Origin of the sequence: Paenibacillus sp. GM2FR, from assembly GCF_002803325.1 — a bacterium.
Lineage (GTDB): Bacteria > Bacillota > Bacilli > Paenibacillales > Paenibacillaceae > Paenibacillus_AQ > Paenibacillus_AQ lautus.
In genome coordinates this window covers 1,451,778-1,474,846 of the sequence record NZ_MKZM01000008.1, presented here as the reverse complement: position 1 = coordinate 1,474,846, position 23,069 = coordinate 1,451,778, and the positions used below count along the sequence as shown (strand labels likewise).

Sequence of the window (23,069 nt, the reverse complement as noted above, 5' to 3'; positions counted from 1 at the left end):
AGGCGCTCCCCCATATACCGGGAGGAAGCGCCTTCATTACCTTAAGGCACCACCGTGAACCGGATGTTGTCAAACAGCATGTAGTCGAATCCGCTCACGTAGAAGCCAACTTTGCCGGATGGCCGATGATTCGGATCGGTGCCGGCAAGCTTCGGCTCGCCGTCCACATAAATGGAGACGTCCCCGTCCTTTACGCTGACCTTGACTGCATATTCCGTTTCCGGCTGCAGGTCTCGATTCGGCAAGACGGACTCGGCGATCTTCTGCCAGTCCGTGTCGTAGAGAATCCAGGCGGATGTCCCATCCACGCGGGTCCGATAGCCGATCCGGGTGGAGCCGCTTGCATCCTGCCGATCAAAGACGTACATCGTGCCGTCGTCCGGCATGACGGCCGGGGTCTTCAGCGTGAACTCCAGCTCATACGATTCGAAGACCCGGTCCAGGAGGCCTGTTGCCCCGTTCAAAATTTTGTAGCGGCGATTACCGTCCGGATCGGCCGCGATGCTGCGATTCAGGTCTACCGGCCAACCGTTGCCGCCCGATTCGAAGTCGGTCTCGTGCATGATGTTCGAAACGGTCACGGCGATATCCGCTTTGATGAGCGGCTTGACCACGGACACGGCTGTGATTACGGTCTGGCCTTCATAAACGGCGTTAACAACGCCCGTATCGCTCACCTCAGCCACCGCCGGATCGGCGGATTGCCAAGTAACGCCGGTATCCGGGGTATCCGCGGGGTCGAACGTCAGCTGCAGCTGATGCTGCTCGCCGGCGGTAAGCCGCACTCCGCGCTCCGACGGAATGATCCCGGCCAGTTCCGTGCTCAGTGCCTTGAACCGGATGTCGTCAAACAGCATGTAGCTGACGTTGTTGACGTAGAATCCGACCTTGCCCGCCGCGTTATGTCCGGGATCGGCGGCCTTCAGGCGGAATTGGCCGTCCACGTACACGCTGATATCGCCTCCTTTGACCCGCATCTTGATCTCGTATTCCGTATTCGGCTGCAGGTCGTGTCCGGGGAGTTTCTCTTCATGCAGTACGGTCCAGGCTGCGTTATATAGCAGCCAGGAGGAGGAGCCGTCCGGACGGGTTTTGTATCCGACGCGGGTCGAGCCGCTGCCCGCCTGTCGATCGAACACGTACAGCGTTGCGTTTTCCCCGATCGACTCAGGCGTCTTCAGTTTGAAGCTCAGCTCATAATCGGTGAAGGTTTTGTTGCTGAGTGCGGTAGCGCCGTTCAGTATTTTATACCAGCGGTTGTTGCCTTCTTTGACGATGCTGCGGTTCGCATCCTGCGGCCAGCCGTTAGCACCTGACTCGAAATCGGTGAAATCCATGATCCCGTCTCCGGCTTCGACCGTGACCCCCACCATTGCTGTGAGCTGCGGATTCTCCGCCGACGCCACCGTGATGACCGTTTGACCCACCGCCTGGCCCGTGACGATGCCGTTAAGGTCAACCGTGGCGATGCCGGGATCGGCCGACGTGAAGACCAGCTGCGGGTTATCGGCGTTCCACGGGAGAACCGCCGTCCGCAGCTTCACGGTTTTCCACCGGTCCACCGTGATTTCGTTGTCGTAGACCACCACGCTTTGCACTGGGTAGCTGTCCGGGCTGTTGGTCGTGCCCGCTTTCCCGTTGATGCCAATCTCGTGAAATGGGATATCAGGGAAGCCGGGGATGGCCTGAAATACTTCCGCATCCGGACGCAGCGACAGATCGCCTCCTGCCAAATCGACGAACCCGGGATCCTCGTCGGTTACCCAGTTATCGGCGTATTGGACAAGATTGAATTTGTCGTACGCCCCCTGCTCGTTCGTTGTCGTGCTGCGTGGAACCGTCGGATTGTAGACGACGTTGCCGTGAAACGTATTCGTATCCGGATAATAACGATTTTCCGTGAAAAAGTTCGCCAGCTCCGGATATTTGGCCAGGTACGGCGTGCCGACGAAGTCGTTGTTGGCCTCGAACAGCGCCTCCCACTTCGGCATGTAATTCAGCGGAACTTGATCGTCCGGCTCATCGCCGAGAAACAAATCCGCGTAGTCATATGGAACCTTGCTGTCCACGAAGATATTGTTGCGGGACAAAATATGCGCGCCTCCGTTGTTTTTGATTGCCGAATTCCCCATACGATAGAAGATATTCTCATCGATCTGAAGCCCCATCGTGAAATTATCAGGATAGACCCCTTCTACGCCGGGTTTGCTTTCTCCGATGTTGTGGAAGTAATTGCGACGGATGACGGTGCCCCGCTGCTGGGGCGTTTCGCCTGCATTCATGTAGATGGCGCCGAGATCCGAGAAGGTTTTGCATACGTCGTAAATATCGTTGTACTCCACAAGATGATCGTTGCCGAATATCAGCACGCCGGGATGGGGAGCATCGTGGAGCTCGTTATGCGACATGCGGTTGCCCACTCCGGACAGGAGGACGCCCGGGTTGTACGCCTTATGATAATAGGCAAAATCATGAATGTGCGAGTTCTCCACCGCGTTGTTGCCCGGCGAAAGTGTTGTCTTGTCGCCTCCGGTAAGCGTGACGGCGGTTCCCCCGATATGGTGGATGTGGGTAAACTCGATCTTATGGTCCGTTCCCGGAACGCCGGTAAAATCGTTGTAATGGAACCGGCTCGGAGTGTTGACCAGCACGCCGCTATTGGTGAAATTGCGTATTTCGCTATGGAGGACGCGCATATGGCTGCCGCCCATGAAGACGACCGCCGAATCGCGCCCGTTCTCCAGGATCAGCTCCGAGAAATCGATATAAGATGCGTCCAGCGCATTGATCATCGGCGTCTTCAGCATCGTCACTTCAATGGATGGATTCGCGGTCATGAATTCGGCATTCGGCAGAAAATAGAGCTTTCCGGCCTGGCGGTCGATGTAATACTCGCCGGGCATATCGATCTCCTCCAGCAGGTTTTGAGCGAAATGGAAATCCGGGTACCAGTTCTTGAAAATGCCGCTCATTTCTCCATACCGGAGCGTAATGCTCTTGGCCTGGGTGTCGATGGAAGCGATCTTGTTATAGGACCATTCCCAGCTGTAGCCGAAAATACCATCCAGCCAGATGTCGTCCGCCTGCGTCCAGTATTGCGGTCTGTCATACGTGTACGTAAAGGTCCCGCCTCTCGTATGAACCTCCCCGTTTGGATCTTTCCGCGTTGGTCCCGGATCGAGAATTTCGTCCATTTGTACGGTTCCCTCGTTCGGCCAGCGGGCCAGCGTCATCCCTTGCCCGCCCACGTACAACTCCATCGGCGGTACCTTGCTTAAATCGTTGGCCAAATAATAACCATGCCGGCTCATCTCGCCGTAATCGGTAATGCCGAGGGCGGCCAGATCGGCGACCAGCACTTCGTTTCTTGCCTCTTCGCTGATCATACGGTTCAGTACGGCAGAATCGGTTACCGGAACGAATGCGGATTTCTCCAACTGCTTAGAACCCGACAAAATAACCGTTTCACCTGGATAGGCCGTATAGGTGACCGGCTTACCCGATTCCCCTGAATCCTGCAAACCCAGCTCGAAGCTGGTTGCCCGCTCATACCGGCCTTCGCGAAGATAGACCGTGACGCCGCCGCGAGGCAGTCCTTTCTTCGCTTTCAACGCCCGAATGGCGTCACGCGCTTTTTCCAACGTTCGAAACGGTTTCTTGATCGTCCCTTTGTTCGAGTCATTTCCGTCTATTGCCACGTAATAAGCCGTCCCGTGCGGATTTCCATAAGCCGACGCCGTCTCGGCGGCCGGTAGAAATGGATACAGCGCGAACAACAGACTTGCCGCCAGTGCCGCAAGCACAAGCTTCTTCATAAATCGCTCCCCTTCCTCCAGCGTGGAATCCGGTCAGCTTTGCCTACGCCGTGCGCAGTGTCGGCAAAGCACACCCAGGCAGCAGGTTTCTCCCGTTTCGTCTCCATCCGTCTACAAGCCTACGGGCCGATTATTTCAAGCCCTTCTCTTTTAGGAATTGCTCGAACTGACGCGTCACCTCCTCGACGTATTTATCTTCGCCCGCCTCCTTCAGCTTGCCGTAAAGAACCGGCCAGGTTTCCTCAAAATCAAGCGTTCCGGTCACGAGTCCCCGTTTGTACTCGCCCCATACGGCGTTCAGGTTGGCGATTTCCGTGCTGACTGGCTCGGAATTGAACTTGAATGCGCCGACCGGATTGATTTCGGAGCTCGTATTGATTTTTTTCGTTTCCTCCCAGATATTTTCCGGTTGCCCTTCCTTCAGGTAGGAATTGAACACGCTGCCGAACACCCAATCCATGTTCGGACGATACCTGGAATCCGGCATCGCTTTGATATAATCGCCGCTCAGTTTCTCGTAATGCACTCCCTCTAAACCGTTGATCAACAAATTGTAGAGCTCCTTGTCGGTGTTGATCAGATTGAGCAGCATCAGGGCCCGTTCCGGATTCGGGGAAGTTCGGCTGATCGACTGGTTGGTTGTGGCTGAATAGCCGTTGGAGAACCAATCGCTGAGCGGAATGATGATGACATCGTTGCCGCCGTTCTTCGGCTTGACCTCCGCCTCGACCCCCGGCTTCAGCGTGACGTCGAACTCGACCGCGATCTGGCCTTTGGATTGGTAGTCGGTCATTTTTTCCGTAGCCGCGTCCTTGTGAATGTACCCGGCTTTATACCATTTGCTGGCCAGTCTGAAATTGTCCAGCTCCTCTTCGGGATAGCGATGAAGCGTATAAGACGGGTCATCGGTCTTGATGTAGAAGTGATCGTCAAGCCCCGGAACGACCCAGTATTGATCGTCATGCGCCTGCGGATTGACAAACGAGCCGCCGAATAGTCCGATCGGGATAATCCCAGGCTCGTTCTGCTTGATTTGCTCAAGGAACGGCTCGATATCCGCTATCGTTTTGATCGTGGTAGGATCCAAGCCGTATTTGTCGGCAAACCGCTTCTGTACGATGAAGCCGTATCTCGAACCATTGATCTGCTGGTTCGGAATGCCGTAAATTTCCCCGTCCACCGAGAGACCGTCCCACATTACCTGAGGGACATCCGCCTTCAACTGAGGCGCGTGCTCATCCAAGAGCCCGTTCAGCGGTTGAATCGCTCCCTTTCGTACCAGCTCTTCCGGTTTCAGCATATAACCGGTCCAGAGAATGTCGAATTTCTCGCCTGCTGCCAGTACGGTATTCATCTTCTGCACGTAATCCCCGATTGCAACCGGCATCAGTTTTACGGTGGCGTTCAGCTTCTCTTTCACGATTTTGTTGATTTCCTCTTCGACCTTCTTCTGGTCGAGCTGCAGCTGCAGCAGCGGGTAATACCAAGTCAGCTCGACGGGATCAAGCGCGTCCGTGCCGCCTGTATCCGGTGACGATCCTTGCGTGTCCGGCGTTCCACTATCCGTCGCGCCGTTGCCGCCGCAGCCGGCAAGCGCGGACATCACGATGAAGATGATCGCCAAGAGCCCTAGCAGTCTTTTTTTCATAACATGACCTCCTGAGTGTTTAATTGGTTTTGTATGTTAACCCTTGAGGGAGCCAACCGTAAGCCCTTTCACGAAAAACCGCTGGAAGAACGGAAAGATGATCAGCATCGGTCCACCAGCCAGCACCGCGATCGCCATTCTTGCCGAGTTGTTCGGAAAGCTGGATAAATCGATGCCCAGCTGCTGCGCAAATTCCGAATTGGAAGTAATGAACTCGATGCTGCCAAGGGTCCGCACGAGCAGCAGCTGCAAGGGGACCTTGTTCGGATCGTCGATGTACAGCATGGCATTGAACCATTCGTTCCAGTACGTGAACGAGATCAGCAACCCAAGCGTAGCCAAGGCTGGCGTTGACAGCGGTAATATGATCCTGAAAAATATCCGCAGCTCCCTCGCCCCGTCGATTTTGGCGGATTCCACGATTTCTAACGGAATTTTGGACATGAATCCTTTCATGACCATAATGTTGAACGGCGAGAGCAGCACTGGCAAGATCAGTGCCAGCAAGCTGTCTTTCAAATGCAGGTACTGTGTGATGAGAATATAGGAAGGAACGAGCCCTCCGCTAAACAGCATCGTGAAAAATACGTAGAAAGTCGTTGCCCGGTTGTAGCGGTAATCCGGCCTTGAGATGACGTACGCGGTCATGGCGGTGAGCAGCAGGCCTGCCAGCGCTCCGATGGCGGTCACCGTAATCGTAACCCCGTAAGCCCGCAGCAGAATGTCGGGTGCATCCAGAAGATAGCGATACGCCTCCAGACTGAATGATTCGGGCAGAAACTGATACCCGTTGTCGGTTAGCGACGCTTCATCCGTCAACGACACGGCGACGACGAGCAGAAATGGCAGGACAACCGCCAGCGAGAGCAGGATGAACAGCAGATGGATCAACAGTTTGGGTAGTTCGAACTTCTTAGGCATCGGATGTCCTCCTTCTTACCACAGGGAATGCTCGGGATTGATTTTGCGAACGATCCCGTTCGCCACCAGCACCAGTACGAAGCCGACAACCGACTGATAAAAGCCCGTAGCCGCCGACATGCTGACGTTGCCGATCTCACGGAGCGCACGGTATACGTACGTGTCGATAATATCCGTGGACCCGTACAGGAAGCCGGAGTTGTTCGGAATGAAATAATGCAGCCCGAAATCGCCGCGGAACATGTTGCCGATGGACAATATCAGCAAAATAATGACCAGCGGAGCCAGCAGCGGAACCGTAATTTTCATCGCCATCTGCCATTTCGTCGCTCCGTCGATCCGCGCTGCCTCGTAATACTCGCTGTTAATGCCGAGTATGCCAGCGAAATAGATAAGTGTATTGAATCCGACCGCCTTCCATAAATGAACAAGAATGAGGATGGCTGGCCAAGTCTCAGCCGTCTGGTACCAGCTGACCGGCTCCATGCCGAACATCTGTAAGGTTCGATTAATGAAACCGTCGGAATGGTTCAGGAAGGCATAGGCCACGTATCCGACCAGCACCCAGGATAAAAAATGGGGCAAGAACAGCGCGGTCTGATAAAATTTGCTCCATTTCGCCCTGAGTTCGTTCATCAGAATGGCCAGCAGCAGCGCTGCAGCGGTGGTAACTACAATGTAAGCAGCATTGTACAGCACCGTATTGCGCGTGATCCGCCAAGCCGTGTCGGTCGAGAACAAGTAACGGAAGTTTTCCAGACCTACCCATTCGCTGCCGAATATGCCGAGATCGTAGCGGTAATGCTTGAAGGCAATGATCAATCCTACTAATGGGATATAGGCAAAAATCAGCTTGTACAGAATCCCGGGCAGCGATAGCAGAAACAGCTCCCGGTTGTTGCGGAAATGGCGAAGTTCTCTGCGAAGCGCCGATTTTTTTGGGCGTGCGCCGGCAGGTCCAGGATTCGGTCCCGATTCGGGTCCCGATTCGGGTCCCGATTCGGGTCCCGAACGGTTAGCCGGGTCTGCATCAATAGAACCCGATAGTGTTACCTTCTTCAACATAGCGAAAGCCCCTTCCTTTTCTTATGCACTCCTCGCCTGCATCCCAGGCTTTGCATGATTAACGATAGCTCAAACCTGGGGCTCTGCGTTACTGTACAATTTCAGGATTGCTGTACGGGCGGGCTGTAAGGATTACGGAATGCTGTACAGCCGGCTGTATAGAAACAGGATTGCTGTACCTGGATCAATCGAACCAGCGCAACTCAAAAAAGCCACCGAATCACCCACTACATAACCGCGGCATACCAAAGACCCGCAAACGGTAAATTTCATCTGCGGGTCTTATGAAACATCATTTTAGGTACTGCGGTCGATGGCTGATTTCAGACGGTACTCTTTCGGCGTCGCTCCGTAGCGGCGCTTGAACAGCCGATAGAAATAGCTTTCATTGCCGAAGCCCACCTTCTCCATGATTTCGGCCACGGTCAAATGCTGCTGCTCCAGATACTGCTGGGCTCGGGCAAGTCGAGTCGCATTGATCTGGTCGACCACCGTTGTCCCTTCCTGGGCTTTGAACACTTGGCCCAAATAGACGGCGCTCATCTTCAGCATTTCGGCGATCTTCTGAACGTTCAGGTCCGGATCGGCGTAATGCTTCTCGATCATTTCTTTGACCGTGTCCACAAGCAGCCGGTTTTTGTCCTCCCTTCCGCTCCTGCGCTGCTCGAATACATCGCGCACGACGTCCAGGAGCACGCCCTCGATCTCATCCAGCGTCTCTTTTTCGAGAATGCGCCGATTGATAGCCTGCAGATTAACCGATACCGGATTCAGATTATTGTTATTCATCTCGCCCAGCGTATGGCTCAGTGTCATGGTCAAATGTAGCAGCGCCGAGAACATGTTATCGAAGCTGAACTCGCCCAGGAGCCCTCTCCAGCTTCGAATCGCTTGCTCTGTCTCCTCCGAGTCTCCGCTTTTCAACCCCTCCGTCAGCCGGCGCTCCAGCTCTTTCGGAATGGCGAACGACTCGTTCCCCTCGTTACGGCGGATCATGTCAGGCTGGATCACGGCCCCCTTGCCGAAAATCATGCGATAGTTGGAATGACGCATCGCCAGGTTGTAATGTTTCGTTAGCCTGCGGTAATCTTCGAATGCATCGCTAAGCGTTACGGTGAACGTAACCCGATAAAAGCGGAGTATGGTCTCTTGAAGCTCCCGGAACCGTTCATCCAGCATCTCGAGGTAACCGGGATTGCCGCTGGCGATAAAGACAAGATGGCCGCTCTTCATGTCCGCGGCTTCGCACGAACCGCCACGTTGCAGCAGCTCTTGGCCGATGTTCGCGATAGCAAAGTAATACAGGGCCTCCGTCTGGGAATCCGGCTGCAGGAGAAGGCTCTGCAGATCGTCAAGCTGTACAACCGCAAGCCGGAGCGGCGATGGATGCGTTATATCAATCGCATACTGCTCCTTAATCCGTAGAAATGCATCTTCGTCCATACTATCGCTGAGGCTGATCAGGCTCCGCAAATGATAAACCTTGGCGATATTCCATTGCGTCGCCCGTTCCTGCTCCAGGCCTTTGAGTTTGCCTATCATCTCCGTCACATTCTCCGCGATGAGGGACAACTCATCTTTTGCCCTGCTATCACCGCGCCCGTCATGGGGAACCAGCATAAGCAGACGGCCTACCGGTTTATACAGCCTCAGCGAGATTAATACGGACAAGAGCAAGGCCAGCAGGGCAACGGACAGCGTCACGGCCATTTCGGTCCATCTCATCTGGCGTACGCTGCCCAGCACGTCATCGTAATCCTGCAGGCTGATGATCTGCCAGTTGTTCAAGCCTTTGTTCAAATAGGTTACCTTATATTCCTTCTCTCCTTGTTTATGGATGAAAGAGTCCGGTGCATTGTCCGTCGAGCCCATTCGTCCCAGTAAATCCTTCTTGATGTCCAGCCCGGGCGGCAGCTTGCGCTCGCCTGCCATAAGCACCTGTCCATCGCCGTCGGTGACGAACAGGACGTCGTTTTCCCGTTCGGCAACTCGATTAAGCGCTTTCACATTGTCGAGCATCCAGCCTGGCTTCACTGTCAAAATGAGGGCGTTCCGGTTAACGGAACCGAGGGTCGGCCCGTCATAAATGAAAAAAGCGAATACGTCGATGCCCTCATTCTCCCCGTCGAGATCGAGCGGAATGAGCTGCAGCTTCGGCAGATCGGCTCGGGAAGCCATATAATCTTCAAGCGCGCCGTACAGGGCCCGCGTGTCCATATCATGGCTCAGCGACGAGAAAAAACGGTTCTGCTTGCCGTTGTAAAAAACGGCGGCGTGCAAGTACGGCGAAGCGGCTACCGTCCGGTTCAAACGTTCGATTTTCAGAATGCTCTGCTTATAATCCGCCCCGGACTTCAGCGCGATCAGCTCTTCGTCATTGTACAACGACACCGCCAAATCCTTCACGATCCCGTTCATGTTCTCGATATTGTAGTTGATTTGGGTGAGCAGCTTGCGATCGGCTTCGTGTTGGAGGCTCAGGACTTTATCACGGGCAGCGGCGTTCAGGAAGAGGGAGGCGATGGCGAGCATGGCGACGACGAGCATAAAGCTCAGAATAATCCGCTGCAAATATTTGCGAGAGCGGAGGGTTTGCAGCAACTTCATGGGACCACTCTCCTGCAAGGTTAGGTGGCTTTACTATAATCCTGCGGGTTTTTCGTTGTCAATCGGCATTTTCCAAAAAATAGCCGTCCCTTCCCCCGCTTCTTCCTTCATCTGCCGCAGCATCTGCCGATACGCGCCGGGCGTCATGCCAAGCTTGGCGGTAAACAAGCGCGTCATGTAATTCGAATCGCGGATTCCCACCCTTTCAGCGATCTCCGAAATGCCAAGCACCGTGCCGCCGAGGAGTTTTTTGGCTTCCTCCAAGCGCAGATGAAGTACGTATTGAAGCGGCGTTTTGCCGATATGCTTCTTCATGCATCTGGCGATATAACTCGCCTGGAAATGCAGCTTCTCCTCCAATGCGGCCCGTTCAAACGGCTCCCTCCAGTGTTCGTTTAAATAAGCGGCAGCGGCTTGTGCCAGTCGGATGGAAGGCTCCGGTTCGGTCATCCGCGCGCAGTCGGCCTGCAGTGCGGCGAACAGCTCGGCCAGCAATAAATGGAGCTTGAGCGCATTCTCCCCGTTCAGCCGGTTGTGGATATCATTCAACCCGCGCAGCATCGGCTCTACGGTCTGCACCTCGACGGAGGCGAACTTCGGTATGTACATGCGCTGCTGCGTGGACGGTTCGACATCCTCGACCGTGCCTTTGGACAGCAGGGCCGACCAAGGAATATCCTCCTGCGAGATGTATGAAGCTGGATGTCCATGGATGAAATGCACCCAATAAATCTCCGTATGCTCCACGCAGGCCCGATGCCCGAAATGCCGCAGTCCCGCTTCCAGCACGAGCAGCTTTCCGGCACAGACCTCATATTCGGTCTGTTCTTCCGTCATATAAAGCGTTCCCTTAGTTACCAGCAGCAGGTCGTAGACGCCGAAGGAGCGGGCGAAATGCCGGTCTCCGGGCTTCCAGACGGCATGTCCCGCCGTTACGAATTGCGGCAGCGGCGGAATGGCGAATTCTAAGCACAGCACAGCGGTTCTCTCCTTTTCGCAAGTCCATTTTGTGCTAATCAAAGTCTATATTATCACTGGTTACCCGCTTATTAAAGAGGTACATTGAACAAAAGAAACCGTTCTCATCAGGCGGCAAAGGAGGCTGTTCACACATGCGATTTCGTCAGGTTCATCTCGACTTTCACACATCCGAGGCCATTCCGGGCATCGGAAGCCAGTTTTCAAAAAAACAGTTTCAGAACATGCTGCGTGCCGGGCATGTCGACTCCATTACCGTTTTCTCCAAATGTCATCACGGCTGGGCTTACCACCCGAGCGAAGCCAACAAAACGCACCCGCATCTTTCGTTCGATCTGCTAGGCGAAATGATTGCAGCCGCCCACGAAATCGACGTCAAAACGCCTGTATACTTGTCCGCCGGCCTTGACGAGAAGCTGGCGCGTCGCCATCCCGAATGGCTGATTCGAGATGCGGAAGATCGTACGCGATGGGCCAAAGATTTCATGACGCCCGGGTACCATGAGTTTTGCTTCAACACGCCTTACCTGGACCTCTTGCTGGCTCAAATCCGCGAGGTTGTTTCCCGCTATGATGCGGACGGCATTTTCCTTGATATCGTCGGCATCCGAAAATGTCATTGCCAGCATTGTGTGGCAGCGCTGCGATCAGCCGGCCAAGATCCTCGGGATGAAACGGCCGTTGCCGCCTTGGGCGAGGCGACCTACCTGAACTATGCTCGCCGCGTACGGGAAACGGTGGACGAGATTAAGCCCGGTCTGCCGGTCTTTCATAACAGCGGGCATCAACGTCGCGGCCGCCGCGACCTCGCCCATGTCAACAGCCATTTGGAGCTGGAATCCCTGCCAACCGGGGGCTGGGGCTACGATCATTTTCCGCTCTCAGCGCGCTACGCGCAGACGCTGGACATGGATTTTCTCGGCATGACGGGCAAATTCCACACCTCTTGGGGTGAATTCGGCGGGTATAAGCATCCGAACGCGCTGCGATTCGAAACGGCGCTCAGCCTCGCGCACGGCGCCAAGTGCTCGATCGGCGACCAGCTTCACCCATCAGGTCTGATGGATGAAGCGACCTACGCCTTGATCGGCACCGCCTTCGCGGAGGTGGAAGCAAAGGAGCCATGGTGCAGCGAAACGACGTCCGTAGCGGACATTGCCGTCTTGTCGCTGGAGGCTGCTTGGGAGGCTTGTCCGGAAGCGCGGAAATCAGAAGACCGGAACAATCTGGCGGATGCCGGAGCGGTGCGCATCCTGACCGAAGGGCATTACTTGTACGACATCGTGGATGCCGATGCGGATTTCGGTCGTTACAAGGTGCTGATATTGCCGGACGAAGTGCCAGTATGGCCGGCATTGGGAGAAGCCATCCGCGCATTTACCGCAAGCGGCGGCAAGGTTCTGGCCACGGGCCGCTCGGGTTTGGATCCAGCCGGCAACGTGTTTGCGCTCGATCTTGGACTGAACTGGAAAGGCGCCAGCCCTTACCACCCGTCGTATTTCCGACCGGACTTTACTCCAGGCTCCCTTCTGCCCGCTTCGTTTGTCATGTACGGCGAGGGACAGCAGGTTGAATTGAATGGCGGCCAAGCGCTTGGCAGTCGGGAAAATCCGTATTTCAACCGGGACGTATTCACGTTCTGCTCACATCAGCACACGCCAAGCGCTGGAGAAGACGACGGCCCGGGCATGATTGAAAGCACAAACGGTATCTACATCGCTTGGAATGTGTTCGGCGACTATGCGGACAACGGCCATCTCATTCTGAAAGAGATGGTATTGCACGCGATTGACCGGCTCCTGCCGCAGCCTACTCTGCACTGCGATTTGCCTGCACGGGGCATAGCGACGCTGCAGTATCAGACTGTGGAAAATCGCTATGTTCATCATCTCCTGTATGCTTCCCCCGTAATGAAGGGCCGCGTGGAGGTCATCGAGGACATCGTTCCGCTGCAGAATATATCCGCCAGCTTGCGTCTCCCATCTGCCGCTTCGATCAAGCGGGTCTACCTGGCCCCCTCGATGGAGGATCTTCCCTATCAGATTCGTAACCAAGGCGAACTCAGCTATACGGTTCCCTATTTGGATAATCACCAGATGGTTGTGCTGGAGTTGGCGTAGATATCCTGCTTGCTACATCGGAGCGATGGCAACAACTCTGCCTATAGAAATCGCCGCAGTCCCTGGACTGCGGCATTTTCATATTTTATCATTTAGAGCTCGGTTCGCATGAGCATACGCCTCGACCAAATCATTCATGAGGACATAAAGCATGACAGGGAACTCGCCCTGCTCATCCTTGGTGGAGGTATCGAAATAATACACCTCATCCTCGTGATCGTGACCATAGCCTCACGGTTTATTCGTTCAACCATTCACGGTTATGCGGTTCTTATCCCATCTCTGCACCTTAAGCTGCAATCTGAGCGCATTAGCAACAACAAGCACGGAGCTTGCGGCCATGCCGATGCAAGCGATGCGCGGGTCCAAATAACCGCATGCGGCCAATGGCACGGTTATGGCGTTATACAGCAGAGCAAAGAGCAAATTCTGATGAACATTCCGCATCGTTTGGCGGCTCCATGTATAAGCATCGATAATGTTGAAGAGTTTGTTTCCGATCAGCACGATGTCGCCGGCCTGTTTAGCCGCATCCGCTCCACCGCCCATCGCCATGCCGACATCTGCCGCGGCTAGCGCAGCCGCATCGTTTATGCCATCGCCAATCATGGCAACGGATCGTCCTTGATGTTGAAGCTCGCGAATGAACGCCAGCTTGTCTTCAGGAAGCATGCCCGCGCGCATCTGATCGATCCCTGCCGCGGCAGCCACCGCCACGGCAGCCTGTTCCTCATCACCGGTTACCATCCACACATCGGCTCTGCGCTTTAACTCCTGTACCGTCTTCTTAGCATCTTTTCTTAGCTTGTCAATCAACACAAGCGATCCGATGCACTTCCCGTTCACGGCGACAAAAAGTCTGGTATAGCCAGGTTCATCTGGAGGACTCCCTAGTTGTATGCCCTGCTCCAGCAGCCATCTCCGGTTCCCCACGCATACGTGCTCTCCTTTGACATGGCCTTCCATCCCTTTCCCAACCTTCTCTTGGAATTTCTGTGCTTCCAATAGCGGGGAATGTTTGTCTTGGGCGGCTCGTACAATGGCTTGTGCTAACGGGTGATTGGACCGTGAAGCCAGCGCAGCCGACATGGATAGCGCGTAGGCACCGTTGCTGCCTTCCGCAGTGTGAATCGCTGTGAGCTGAGGTCTTCCTTCCGTCAACGTGCCTGTCTTATCCAGCAATACAACATCGGTTCGCCGCAAGCTCTCCAGGGACCGGCCGTCTTTGAATAGAACGCCTCTTTGGGCGGACGATCCGGTTGCGATCAGGATGGATACCGGCGTAGCTAAACCAAGCGCACAGGGACAGGCGATCAGTAAAACAGACAGCGCATGGCGCATGGCCGTTTCGGATGCATCGGGAGCATGGAAAAACCAGAGCCATCCCGCATAGGTAAGCGCAGCACAACCGATCATCATGGGAACAAAAATTGCCGCTATACGATCAACGGTTCGCTGAATGGCCGGTTTCTCCTGTTGTGCGGATTCGATTAGCCCGATCATTTGAGATAGGCGGGTTTCGTCATGATGCTTATCAACCACGATGTCCAAACTTCCGACCAGACAACGCGTTCCGGCGTAGACTCGATCCCTCATGCCCTTGGCCACCGCTGTGCTCTCACCTGTCAGCATAGATTCATCGGCATCCGCCGATCCCGACTGAACAAAACCGTCAATGGAGATCCATTCCCCATTGTTCACCCGGATGCGGTCCCCGATCTGCAATTGATCCGCAGAAATCCATTCTTCCCCATGACTGCGTATGACTCGAACCCGTTTAACCTGAAGCTCATATAAGGCACTAAGTTGTTTCAACGCTCTGCCTTTGGCCATGGTCTCAAGCCATTTGCCCAGCAGAACCGCTGTCATCACCATCGCAATCGTATCGAAGTAAAGCATGGGATGCGTTAGGCTGTGCCTGGATTCAAACATGACATAGTGGCTGTAGAAATAAGCCACCGAGGTACTTAACGCAACGAGGGTATCCATGTTTGCCGTACGATGGATCATAGCCTGGTAAGCTCCATAATAGAAAGGATATCCCACACCAAACTGAAGCAAGGTAGCGAGCACCCATTGAAATACAGGTTCCATCAGTAAATTCGGCGTCCATTGTGCAGGCCAATCGGCAACATGCGCCAACATTGCCCATATGAGCGGCATGGATAAACAAGCGGCGATGATGAACCGGATGCGATAAGCCCCCGTCTCCGATTCGATCCCTGCCTGCGGATGCGACAGCCTGTCGGTCGCTCCATAGCCAAGTTTTTCGATTTTCTCCGTGATCTTGTCTAATCCAATCTGCGTCGGTTCATACTGGATCGTGGCTTGAGACAAGGCAAGACTGACACGGGCAGATTGAATGCCTTCCACTTTACGAAGAACTTTTTCGATCCGGGCTGCACAAGCCGTGCAAGTCATGCCCGTCACATGGATTTGATGCAGCTTCACAACGGTTCCTCCCCACCCTCTGCATATTTCTGTTTTCGCTTGTCCATACATTGTATGAAAACACATGTAACATCAGAATGGTTAAGAAGGGCCACTGATAGCGATTTTTGCCTGAAACAGTGTGCAGTAACGATAAAAGCCGCCAATTTGGCGGCTTCATATGCGCAGATATTCTTGTTCTTTTGACATCATCAATTAGTTGTGCGCAAGATAAGAGATTAAGATAGCGGGTACATATTTAGTCGAGGATCGCCGGGATTATGCTTTCTTTAATCAGTGTCCATCGATCCCGAGGATTGACGGTAAAGGCCGATGCAATGGCTACGACCAAGTCTTTTTCCGGAATGCAGCAAATGATATTGCCGCCGTCGCCTACTGCCGAGTATGCAGACACCCCGTCCTCATCGCGCAGCCACCATAAATATCCATAATGGTTGGAATTCATCGCCGTTGATTGGTCCACCCATGCCTCCGATATAATCGGTTGATTGTCCCATATGCCGCGGTTCAGATAAAGAAAGCCAAAACGAGCCATATCTCGAGGACTTAACGTAAGCCCCCACCCTCCAGTAGAGTTGCCGGCCGGGTCTTTGACCCATCCCCTGACGTCTTTCCCGAATAAATCATCAAATCCGAATGAGCTCATGTCATAATCCGGAATTTCGTTCATGCCGATCGGCTTAAACAAGTGTTCGTTTGCAAACGCGCGGGCACTTTTTCCGGTGCTGCGAGTTAGGATAGCTGAAAGAAGATGCACCCCTGCGGTGGAATACTTAAATGCTCCCAGGCTTCCACCGATGCCCAGCATATCCAGCGTATATTGTACCCAATCCGATTGCATGCACAGTTTGTCCAGGGGTTCGTGCCAGTCCTCAAATGGATAAGGAGCCGTCATCGTGAGAAGATGGCGTATCGTAATGTCTCGTTTTTGACGAGCGGCAGCCTCTTGTTCATATTCGGGAAAAAAATCCATCACGCTCTGATCTGCATGTTGAATATAGCCTTCATCGATAGCAATGCCTATAAGTGCGGATATGATGCTTTTCGTAACCGATGCAACGTGGTGCCTATCCTCGGGACCATATCCATGATCATATTTTTCATAAACGATGGCTCCGTTTCTAACTACAACGATACCATTAATATTGGGATATTCGGTATTGATCCATGAGTCCAGCCCTGAAAGCTTGTCAGCATCCATTCCCAAGGTCGCGGGGGCTAGGGTTTGCCACGCTGTTGTTGGCCAGCAGCTTCTTTTCATTATAAATACCTCGCAGAATTTGTTATTCAAGCCATATGGTATATGTAAACATCTTATTTTTTTGTCACGGGAAAATATACTTCAGTAACCATTTCCTCGGCAGCCAAGGCTTGATAGGGGTCGGTTACATAGACTTCATAGGGTGATTGTGTCAATGCATATCCTTCATTTTCTACCCATTCCCTCAGCTTGGCATATACCGATGTTAAATTAGAATAAGCCCCCTTTAATACAGACCTCGCACAAAGGCCCCCACACCAATCTCTCGTTCCCTTTACAGCCTCCTTGATCGGGAGGGCAAACTCTGTGTCATTGCCTGCGGGATTGAATTCCGGGCTGTGATATATCGTCATGGGCGTTCCAACCAAGGTGAGTTTCTCCCTGGCAATCTTTTCGTATAATCTGCTGTAATACCTGCCATACCCTAAAGCATAGTCATCACTGCTCATCATCTGACGCATATAAAGGAGGTTCATAGGCCCCGTTTCAACAAGCTGTACTTCGATATCATCCAGGTAAGACATCAAATGTATGCCCTGCTCCAGATTCAAGATATCCTGGTTCATTTGTTTCAGGGTATATTCATACGTGTTTAACTTCTCCTGAATTTCCCGACGTTTGCGTTGAAGGGCGAAGCGAAGCTTCTCTTCGGATGGATCCGCTTCCTCGTCCAGAAGCTCTTTGATTTCTTCCAACGAAAAATGATAGGACTTCAAACGGTTGATATAGAGCATTTTCTTTAATTGACTGATGGAATAATATCGATAACCGTTTTCCGGATTGATCTGATCCGGATGAATTAATCCGATTTCATCGTAATATCGAAGCGTCTTTGTAGATACTTCGCATATTTTGGAGAATTCTCCAATCGACAGCAAAGGTTCACCTCATCTCTGGTTTTGGATCTTGGTTCAAGATCACTATACACCTTCCCCCAAGGGAAAAGTCCACAGCAAATGATGAGGAGGGGACTTGAATCACTCAGCCACCCCTACTATATATGAGGAATACCTTCCGGAATTGTACCGGTGTTAAGCCAATGGTCCACTACCCGATTAAACAGCGCCGGATCGGCAAGCGGTATGCCATGCCCAACTCCGGGAAAGATAATCCCGTCAGCGCTTTCGCTCATCTGCACGAGATCCTCAGCCGATTTCTTGACACTGCCTCTCTCCTTCTCCCCAACCGTAACCAATAGCTTCGTTGTTGATTCTTGAATCCTTGGAGAAATGGAATAGGACATATTCTCCTTCAGCACCGAAACCAGCATCTCCCGCTTCATATGCAGAGTTTCCGCGTAATACTGTTCAAAATCAACCTCGTTCACGTACAGCGTGCTTGCCTGCCATCTGGAGAACCATCTGTATTTTGTCAACGGGAAGCTTATTCGAACCGAAGGTTCAATCAGTTTAAGCGCTGCCGGCATCGGCCTCAGCAATGCGCTGTTTACGATTGCGTAATCAATAAGGCTCGGTCGTTGACCTATCATCTCCACGAGAATTTGCGCCCCTAGTGAAAATCCGAAAACAACAACCTCCCGTCCGTCAGCCTTAGTCGAAATGACCTCGTTAAGATGCTCCGCGGTGCGGCTTATGGAAAAAGGCGAACTGCCGGGGCTGCGCCCATGTCCAGGCAAGTCGGGTATCAGGCAGAAGTTGTCTTCAAAAAAGGCAATCTGCTTGTTCCACATCCAGCCGCTCACACCTCCCCCATGCAAAAAAACGATCATTCTTGCTGCCTCTTTGTTTCCGCACTCCTTGATGTATAGATTCAGAATGTCCATCCCCAGTCTCATGAATAATTTATACTATTATTAATTATATAGTATATAGATCAATATTTTATTGTTTATATTAAATCCTTATTGTACTTCATCATAATTTTTAGTATAAAATTAGACGATTGGCTTCACATTTATTCATCCCCCCTGGACCAAAGTCCAGGCCCGGTTCCCGCCGAAAAGCCAGTTAAAACTCATTCTGCGGACGGTTCTTCCTTCTCCCTCCATCGTCTACCATGAAATGGAAATCAAATGCGATGAACAAGGAGAGGAACCCATGAAGCTAAATAAACAAAGTAAGTCTAGAACCATTCGTGTACTGGCAGCCTCCGTGCTGTCCGCTAGCCTGCTGGCTTTCCCTGCCGATATCTTTGCCGATACGGCGAAACCGTCCACAGGTACAACCGCAACACAGCTTACGGGAACACCGATACTGAGCTCCAAAGAAGTCAAGGCGTTCACCGATGCTTATTTTGCCAAACCCCATGTTTCGGACATGCTGGCGGGTGCGCTTGTTGTGATCGTAAAAGATGACAAGGTGCTGCTGAATACGGGCTACGGTTATGCCGACGTTGAATCCAAGAAAAAGATTGATCCCGATCGAACCTTGTTCCGCATGGCCTCGATATCCAAATCGATAACCGCGACGGCGGTCATGCAACTGGTAGAGGACGGAAAAATCGACCTGAAGCAAGATATCACCGAATATATACCGGATGTTAAGATCACCAACAACACCGGGACGCCCGTCACCGTTGAGCATTTATTGACTCATACGACAGGCTTCGACTTTACGGACAACTACTCGGTTCCGCCGCATATCGTTCAGAAGGGGGAGGTGCCGCTCGCTGACTTTATCCGGTATAATGCGCCAGCTGTAGTTCGCACGCCTGGAGAGGTTTATCGGTATGATAATCTTGCCTCCTCCATGCAGGGCTACATTGTCGAGCAGGTATCGGGGGAGTCGTTTGAAGATTATGTTAAGAAGAATATTTTCATCCCATTAAACATGGAGCACGCTGCATTTCGGATGAATGATGATATCATTGCGAACCTTGCCACAGGCTATAATGTCGAACGTCAACCGTTTAAGGCATACCAAAACATACCTACCATCGCACCGGAAGGCGGCATGTTCGCGAGCGGTACCGATATGGCCAATTTCATTACTGCCCATCTAAACAATGGCCAATTTGGATCTTCCCGCATCATGAAGGAAGAGACCCTGCGTTTGATGCATCAGACGCATTATGATGCAGCTGGCATTCCGTTGATGTCATACGGTTTCGAGTCGTTTATGCACAGCAGCCACAATGGCCAAACCGTGATTGGTAAGGGCGGCGATTTGGATGGCTACCATTCCTGGCTTTGGCTCCTTCCGGACCAGAATGTCGGAGGCCTGATCGTTGTTAACAGCGACACGAGTACATCGATCCGAACCGAATTTTTCACCGCATTCATGGATCATTTTTATCCAAAAAAGCAGGTTCAGCAGAAAGACTTCCCGCTTAATCAGGAGCAGCTCAAGAAATTCGAGGGCACGTTCAGAAGCTTAAGAACACCGATTATCGCCACGCAGGTGATAGCGGGCCAAGGCGAGCTGCAGGTTACCGATGCCATGGGCGAGCATAAACTCACGCCGGTGGGTCCGCTGCGATTCGTGGATGAGAACGGTACGCCGGCCGCCTTCAAGGAAGATGATATCGGCAATGTGGCATATATGTATTACACGGCGATAGACAGCATGTCCGAGAAGCTCGATGAGCCTGCTGCTTATAACGACGTCCCGGAAGGGAGTCCTTATGCCAAGGATATCTACTTTGTTCAGTCCCTCAAGGCTTTTGACGAGAATGAGCAATCCAGCTTCCGACCGAATGAACCGATCACGCGGGCAGAGTTTGTCAGTGCGATCAGCCGACTGGCCGGGATGAAGCCTAGCGAAGGCCCGAGTTCATTTAAGGATATGCAAGGGCACCCACTCGCTGGTTATGTGCAGAATGTCGCGGACATGGGGGGCGTCACCGGCACTCCGACCCAGAACTTTGAACCCGATCAGCCAATCACGCGCCAAGAGGCTGCTGCTATCATATGGCGTGTGGCACACAACGCGCTTGGCGCCAAGGCGGTTCCGGCTAAACTCAGCTCAAAACCGGCTGCCTGGGCAGATGAAGCGGTACAGTTCATGGTCGGCTCCGGTATGCATGGACCCGAGGTGACAAAAGACGCAAACGGCGCCGCGGACTACCGTCCGGCCGATCAACTTCTGCGCAAAGAAGCTGCTGCCATCTATGCGAGGCTGATTCAACAGGCTTTTGGGTTTTAATTTAGTCCAGTCTTACTCGTTGAATCGCTTCCAATCGATAGAAATTAACCTTAGATTTAGCACCCTGCTGACTTCGAACATAACTAAGAAGGGGGATGTCCCAAAAGATCTTAGATTTGGCGGGATGCCACCTTTTTCCTGTTAGGAGACGCTCCGTGTACGAATCGTTCCTCCCATCGCTGTTGCCCCCAAATTTCTTGGAATGGTTTGAAGCAAGGAAGAAATTCGGGGACAAAGGCGACCGCTCTCGCTTGTCCGGAATCGTTTCGTCCTCTCCGCTGCGTTGTGCGAAAACATACGTTAGACATACGAAAAGAAACCGTTTCTTGGTAAAATGGAAGTGTGACCCACCATTTACGAAAGGTACGGTTTCTTTCTACGTTCAATATACCATGAACCATCCTCATCTCTAATGCACTTGGAGACGATATTCGTCCGCATCATTTTGTTTGCGTCGTTCATGAAGCGGTTAATCGCTTCGAGGACGAATGAAAGAAGATCACATGGTAATGGTCAACTGAAGCCATGCTACAATGTGCAGATCGGAACGGAAAATCAGTTTATTGTCGGTAACAGTCTTTACCAACGCCCTACGGATACGCTTTGCTTAAAGCCTCACTTAGAAAAAGTCAACGCCGCTCTCTGAAAACTGCTGAATACGTCGGTGTGACAAATGGTCGAACCGGATAGTGCGTTTGGGCAGTTGAAGAATAACCGGAGATTCCGGCGATTTCTGCTTCGAGGACTGACGAAAGATTTCGCTTGCCCATAATCTGCTCAAGCAAGCGGCAACGGACCGAAAAGCAAGAAATGGCGGTGCAAGGATAATATCCTGAGCACCGCCATTTCTACATTAGACACATTTTTTAATCTGACGAACCGTCCGTCAAGTGGCAAACCTACTTATGGGACAGCTCCTTCTCGTCTCTTTTTTGCGTATCAGGATTTATTCCAGCTTGAAGTTTCCAGAGCCTGTGCGAACCTTTAGCAGGAACTCGCCGCTGCCCAGCGTTCCCTTCAGTCTTCCTCTGTCTTCGTCCTTAACCTCATAACGCATTCCGTCCAACTGAATATTCCCCTCACCGGAACTTCCTTGGAAATCGACTTCCAGCGATGTAGGCTCTTCATCCAGATCAATGCTCACGTTGCCGCTGCCGGTTCGCAGGTCGGCATCATGAATCAATCGTTCCATATCCACGCGTATATTGCCGGATCCCGTCTTTCCTTGTAAAGCCGATTCTCCATCCTTCAGCTCGACATTGCCGCTGCCGTTTTGAAAGTCCAGCTGCGTGGAATGATAGCGGTCTGCTGAAATTTGGCCGGACCCTGATACCAACGAAACCGATTCGGCTTCAATCTCCTCGGCCTCGATATTGCCGCTGCCGGTCTTCACCGTCAGCTCGCCAGCGTTTACATGCTGAACAGTTACATTGCCGCTGCCTGCCTTGACCGTTACCTCGTCCCCCCGTATACTCCCGATCTCGATTTCGCCGCTTCCACTTTCAATATTGGCCGCTGCCCATTGCTTTTCCGGTAACTCCACAGATAATTCGATATCCATAATATTTATGCCCAGATCGATACCGTGATCCTCATCCACTCCAAGCACCAGCGAATCGCCGTTCGGCTCGACCTTCAATTTCACTTGGTCCGCATATTTCGAACTTACCTTTCCATTCAGTCGAACCTTGATCTCGTCTGCATTTCCTTTTGTGACCATAATGTCAGTGCTTCCAGTCTGGAGGATCATATCCTGGAAATCATCAGCGGCCAATGTTGTCTCTTCGTTAATCTTCTTGGTGTCAAAGGAAAAGCCGAAATGGACATCCGAAAAAATGTTCCTCGGGTTCATCGTAAAGATCAACAGCAGAACGCCGGCTGCCACGATCAAATATCCCGTTCTCTTCTTCATAACGTGTTCCTCATTCCTTCCATCGTCCCTTTATGAGCTTTCTTTATTTTCCAATTCCTAAGTCCTGTTCAGTATAGCATCCCTTAGAGGAATGAGCATTGGGCCCGCGAATGAGATTGAAACCCCGACCTTAGTCTAGTAAAGCTCGATACTTCACAGCCGTTTGGCGACCAATTCGTTAGAACTGA

Annotated in this window: 13 protein-coding genes; 2 read left to right on the top strand and 11 right to left on the bottom strand. The window is 52.5% G+C overall.

The features are described from left to right. Positions 1 to 41: 41 nt before the first annotated feature. The 6 genes from PAEVO_RS06820 to PAEVO_RS06795 form a co-directional block, all read right to left on the bottom strand. Positions 42 to 3,815 carry an Ig-like domain-containing protein gene (locus PAEVO_RS06820; protein WP_100536873.1) on the bottom strand — a complete coding sequence of 1,258 codons (3,774 nt, stop codon included), beginning with the start codon at positions 3,813 to 3,815 and terminating at the stop codon, positions 42 to 44. A 130-nt stretch (positions 3,816 to 3,945) separates the two neighbouring features. Beyond that, the gene (locus PAEVO_RS06815) at positions 3,946 to 5,463 is read right to left on the bottom strand and encodes an ABC transporter substrate-binding protein (RefSeq protein WP_100536872.1); all 1,518 of its coding nucleotides are present in this window, start codon (positions 5,461 to 5,463) and stop codon (positions 3,946 to 3,948) included. A gap of 36 nt (positions 5,464 to 5,499) precedes the next feature. After that, a complete protein-coding gene (locus tag PAEVO_RS06810; protein ID WP_100536871.1) occupies positions 5,500 to 6,384 on the bottom strand; it encodes a carbohydrate ABC transporter permease in 885 nt (294 codons plus the stop codon). A gap of 15 nt (positions 6,385 to 6,399) precedes the next feature. Beyond that, complete coding sequence (locus PAEVO_RS06805; protein WP_100536870.1) at positions 6,400 to 7,449, bottom strand: ABC transporter permease; 1,050 nt, start codon at positions 7,447 to 7,449, stop codon at positions 6,400 to 6,402. Positions 7,450 to 7,746: 297 nt separating this feature from the next. Further along, positions 7,747 to 10,056, bottom strand: coding sequence for a helix-turn-helix transcriptional regulator (locus PAEVO_RS06800; protein WP_100536869.1), 2,310 nt, complete (start codon positions 10,054 to 10,056; stop codon positions 7,747 to 7,749). A gap of 33 nt (positions 10,057 to 10,089) precedes the next feature. Further along, positions 10,090 to 11,034 carry an AraC family transcriptional regulator gene (locus PAEVO_RS06795; protein WP_100536868.1) on the bottom strand — a complete coding sequence of 315 codons (945 nt, stop codon included), beginning with the start codon at positions 11,032 to 11,034 and terminating at the stop codon, positions 10,090 to 10,092. Positions 11,035 to 11,168: 134 nt separating this feature from the next. Between PAEVO_RS06795 and PAEVO_RS06790 the strand changes: the two genes are divergently transcribed. After that, positions 11,169 to 13,154, top strand: coding sequence for an alpha-amylase family protein (locus PAEVO_RS06790; RefSeq protein WP_100536867.1), 1,986 nt, complete (start codon positions 11,169 to 11,171; stop codon positions 13,152 to 13,154). A gap of 246 nt (positions 13,155 to 13,400) precedes the next feature. On the opposite strand, the gene PAEVO_RS06785 is transcribed toward PAEVO_RS06790, so the two are convergent. The 4 genes from PAEVO_RS06785 to PAEVO_RS06770 form a co-directional block, all read right to left on the bottom strand. Further along, a complete protein-coding gene (locus PAEVO_RS06785) occupies positions 13,401 to 15,605 on the bottom strand; it encodes a heavy metal translocating P-type ATPase (RefSeq protein WP_100536866.1) in 2,205 nt (734 codons plus the stop codon). A 238-nt stretch (positions 15,606 to 15,843) separates the two neighbouring features. Continuing rightward, positions 15,844 to 16,866: a serine hydrolase domain-containing protein gene (locus PAEVO_RS06780; RefSeq protein WP_100536865.1), complete on the bottom strand. Its 1,023-nt coding sequence runs from the start codon at positions 16,864 to 16,866 to the stop codon at positions 15,844 to 15,846. Positions 16,867 to 16,919: 53 nt separating this feature from the next. Beyond that, positions 16,920 to 17,744, bottom strand: coding sequence for a MerR family transcriptional regulator (locus tag PAEVO_RS06775; RefSeq protein WP_100536864.1), 825 nt, complete (start codon positions 17,742 to 17,744; stop codon positions 16,920 to 16,922). Between the two features lie 116 nt (positions 17,745 to 17,860). Next, positions 17,861 to 18,595, bottom strand: a complete 735-nt coding sequence (locus tag PAEVO_RS06770; RefSeq protein ID WP_243390654.1) for an alpha/beta fold hydrolase — start codon at positions 18,593 to 18,595, stop codon at positions 17,861 to 17,863. 328 nt (positions 18,596 to 18,923) lie between these two features. On the opposite strand from PAEVO_RS06770, the gene PAEVO_RS06765 reads away from it, so the two are divergent. Then, positions 18,924 to 20,969 carry a serine hydrolase domain-containing protein gene (locus PAEVO_RS06765; protein WP_100536863.1) on the top strand — a complete coding sequence of 682 codons (2,046 nt, stop codon included), beginning with the start codon at positions 18,924 to 18,926 and terminating at the stop codon, positions 20,967 to 20,969. Positions 20,970 to 21,915: 946 nt separating this feature from the next. On the opposite strand, the gene PAEVO_RS06755 is transcribed toward PAEVO_RS06765, so the two are convergent. Continuing rightward, on the bottom strand, positions 21,916 to 22,881 hold the full coding sequence (locus tag PAEVO_RS06755) for a DUF4097 family beta strand repeat-containing protein (protein ID WP_100536862.1): 966 nt from the start codon (positions 22,879 to 22,881) through the stop codon (positions 21,916 to 21,918). Between the last annotated feature and the right edge of the window lie 188 nt (positions 22,882 to 23,069).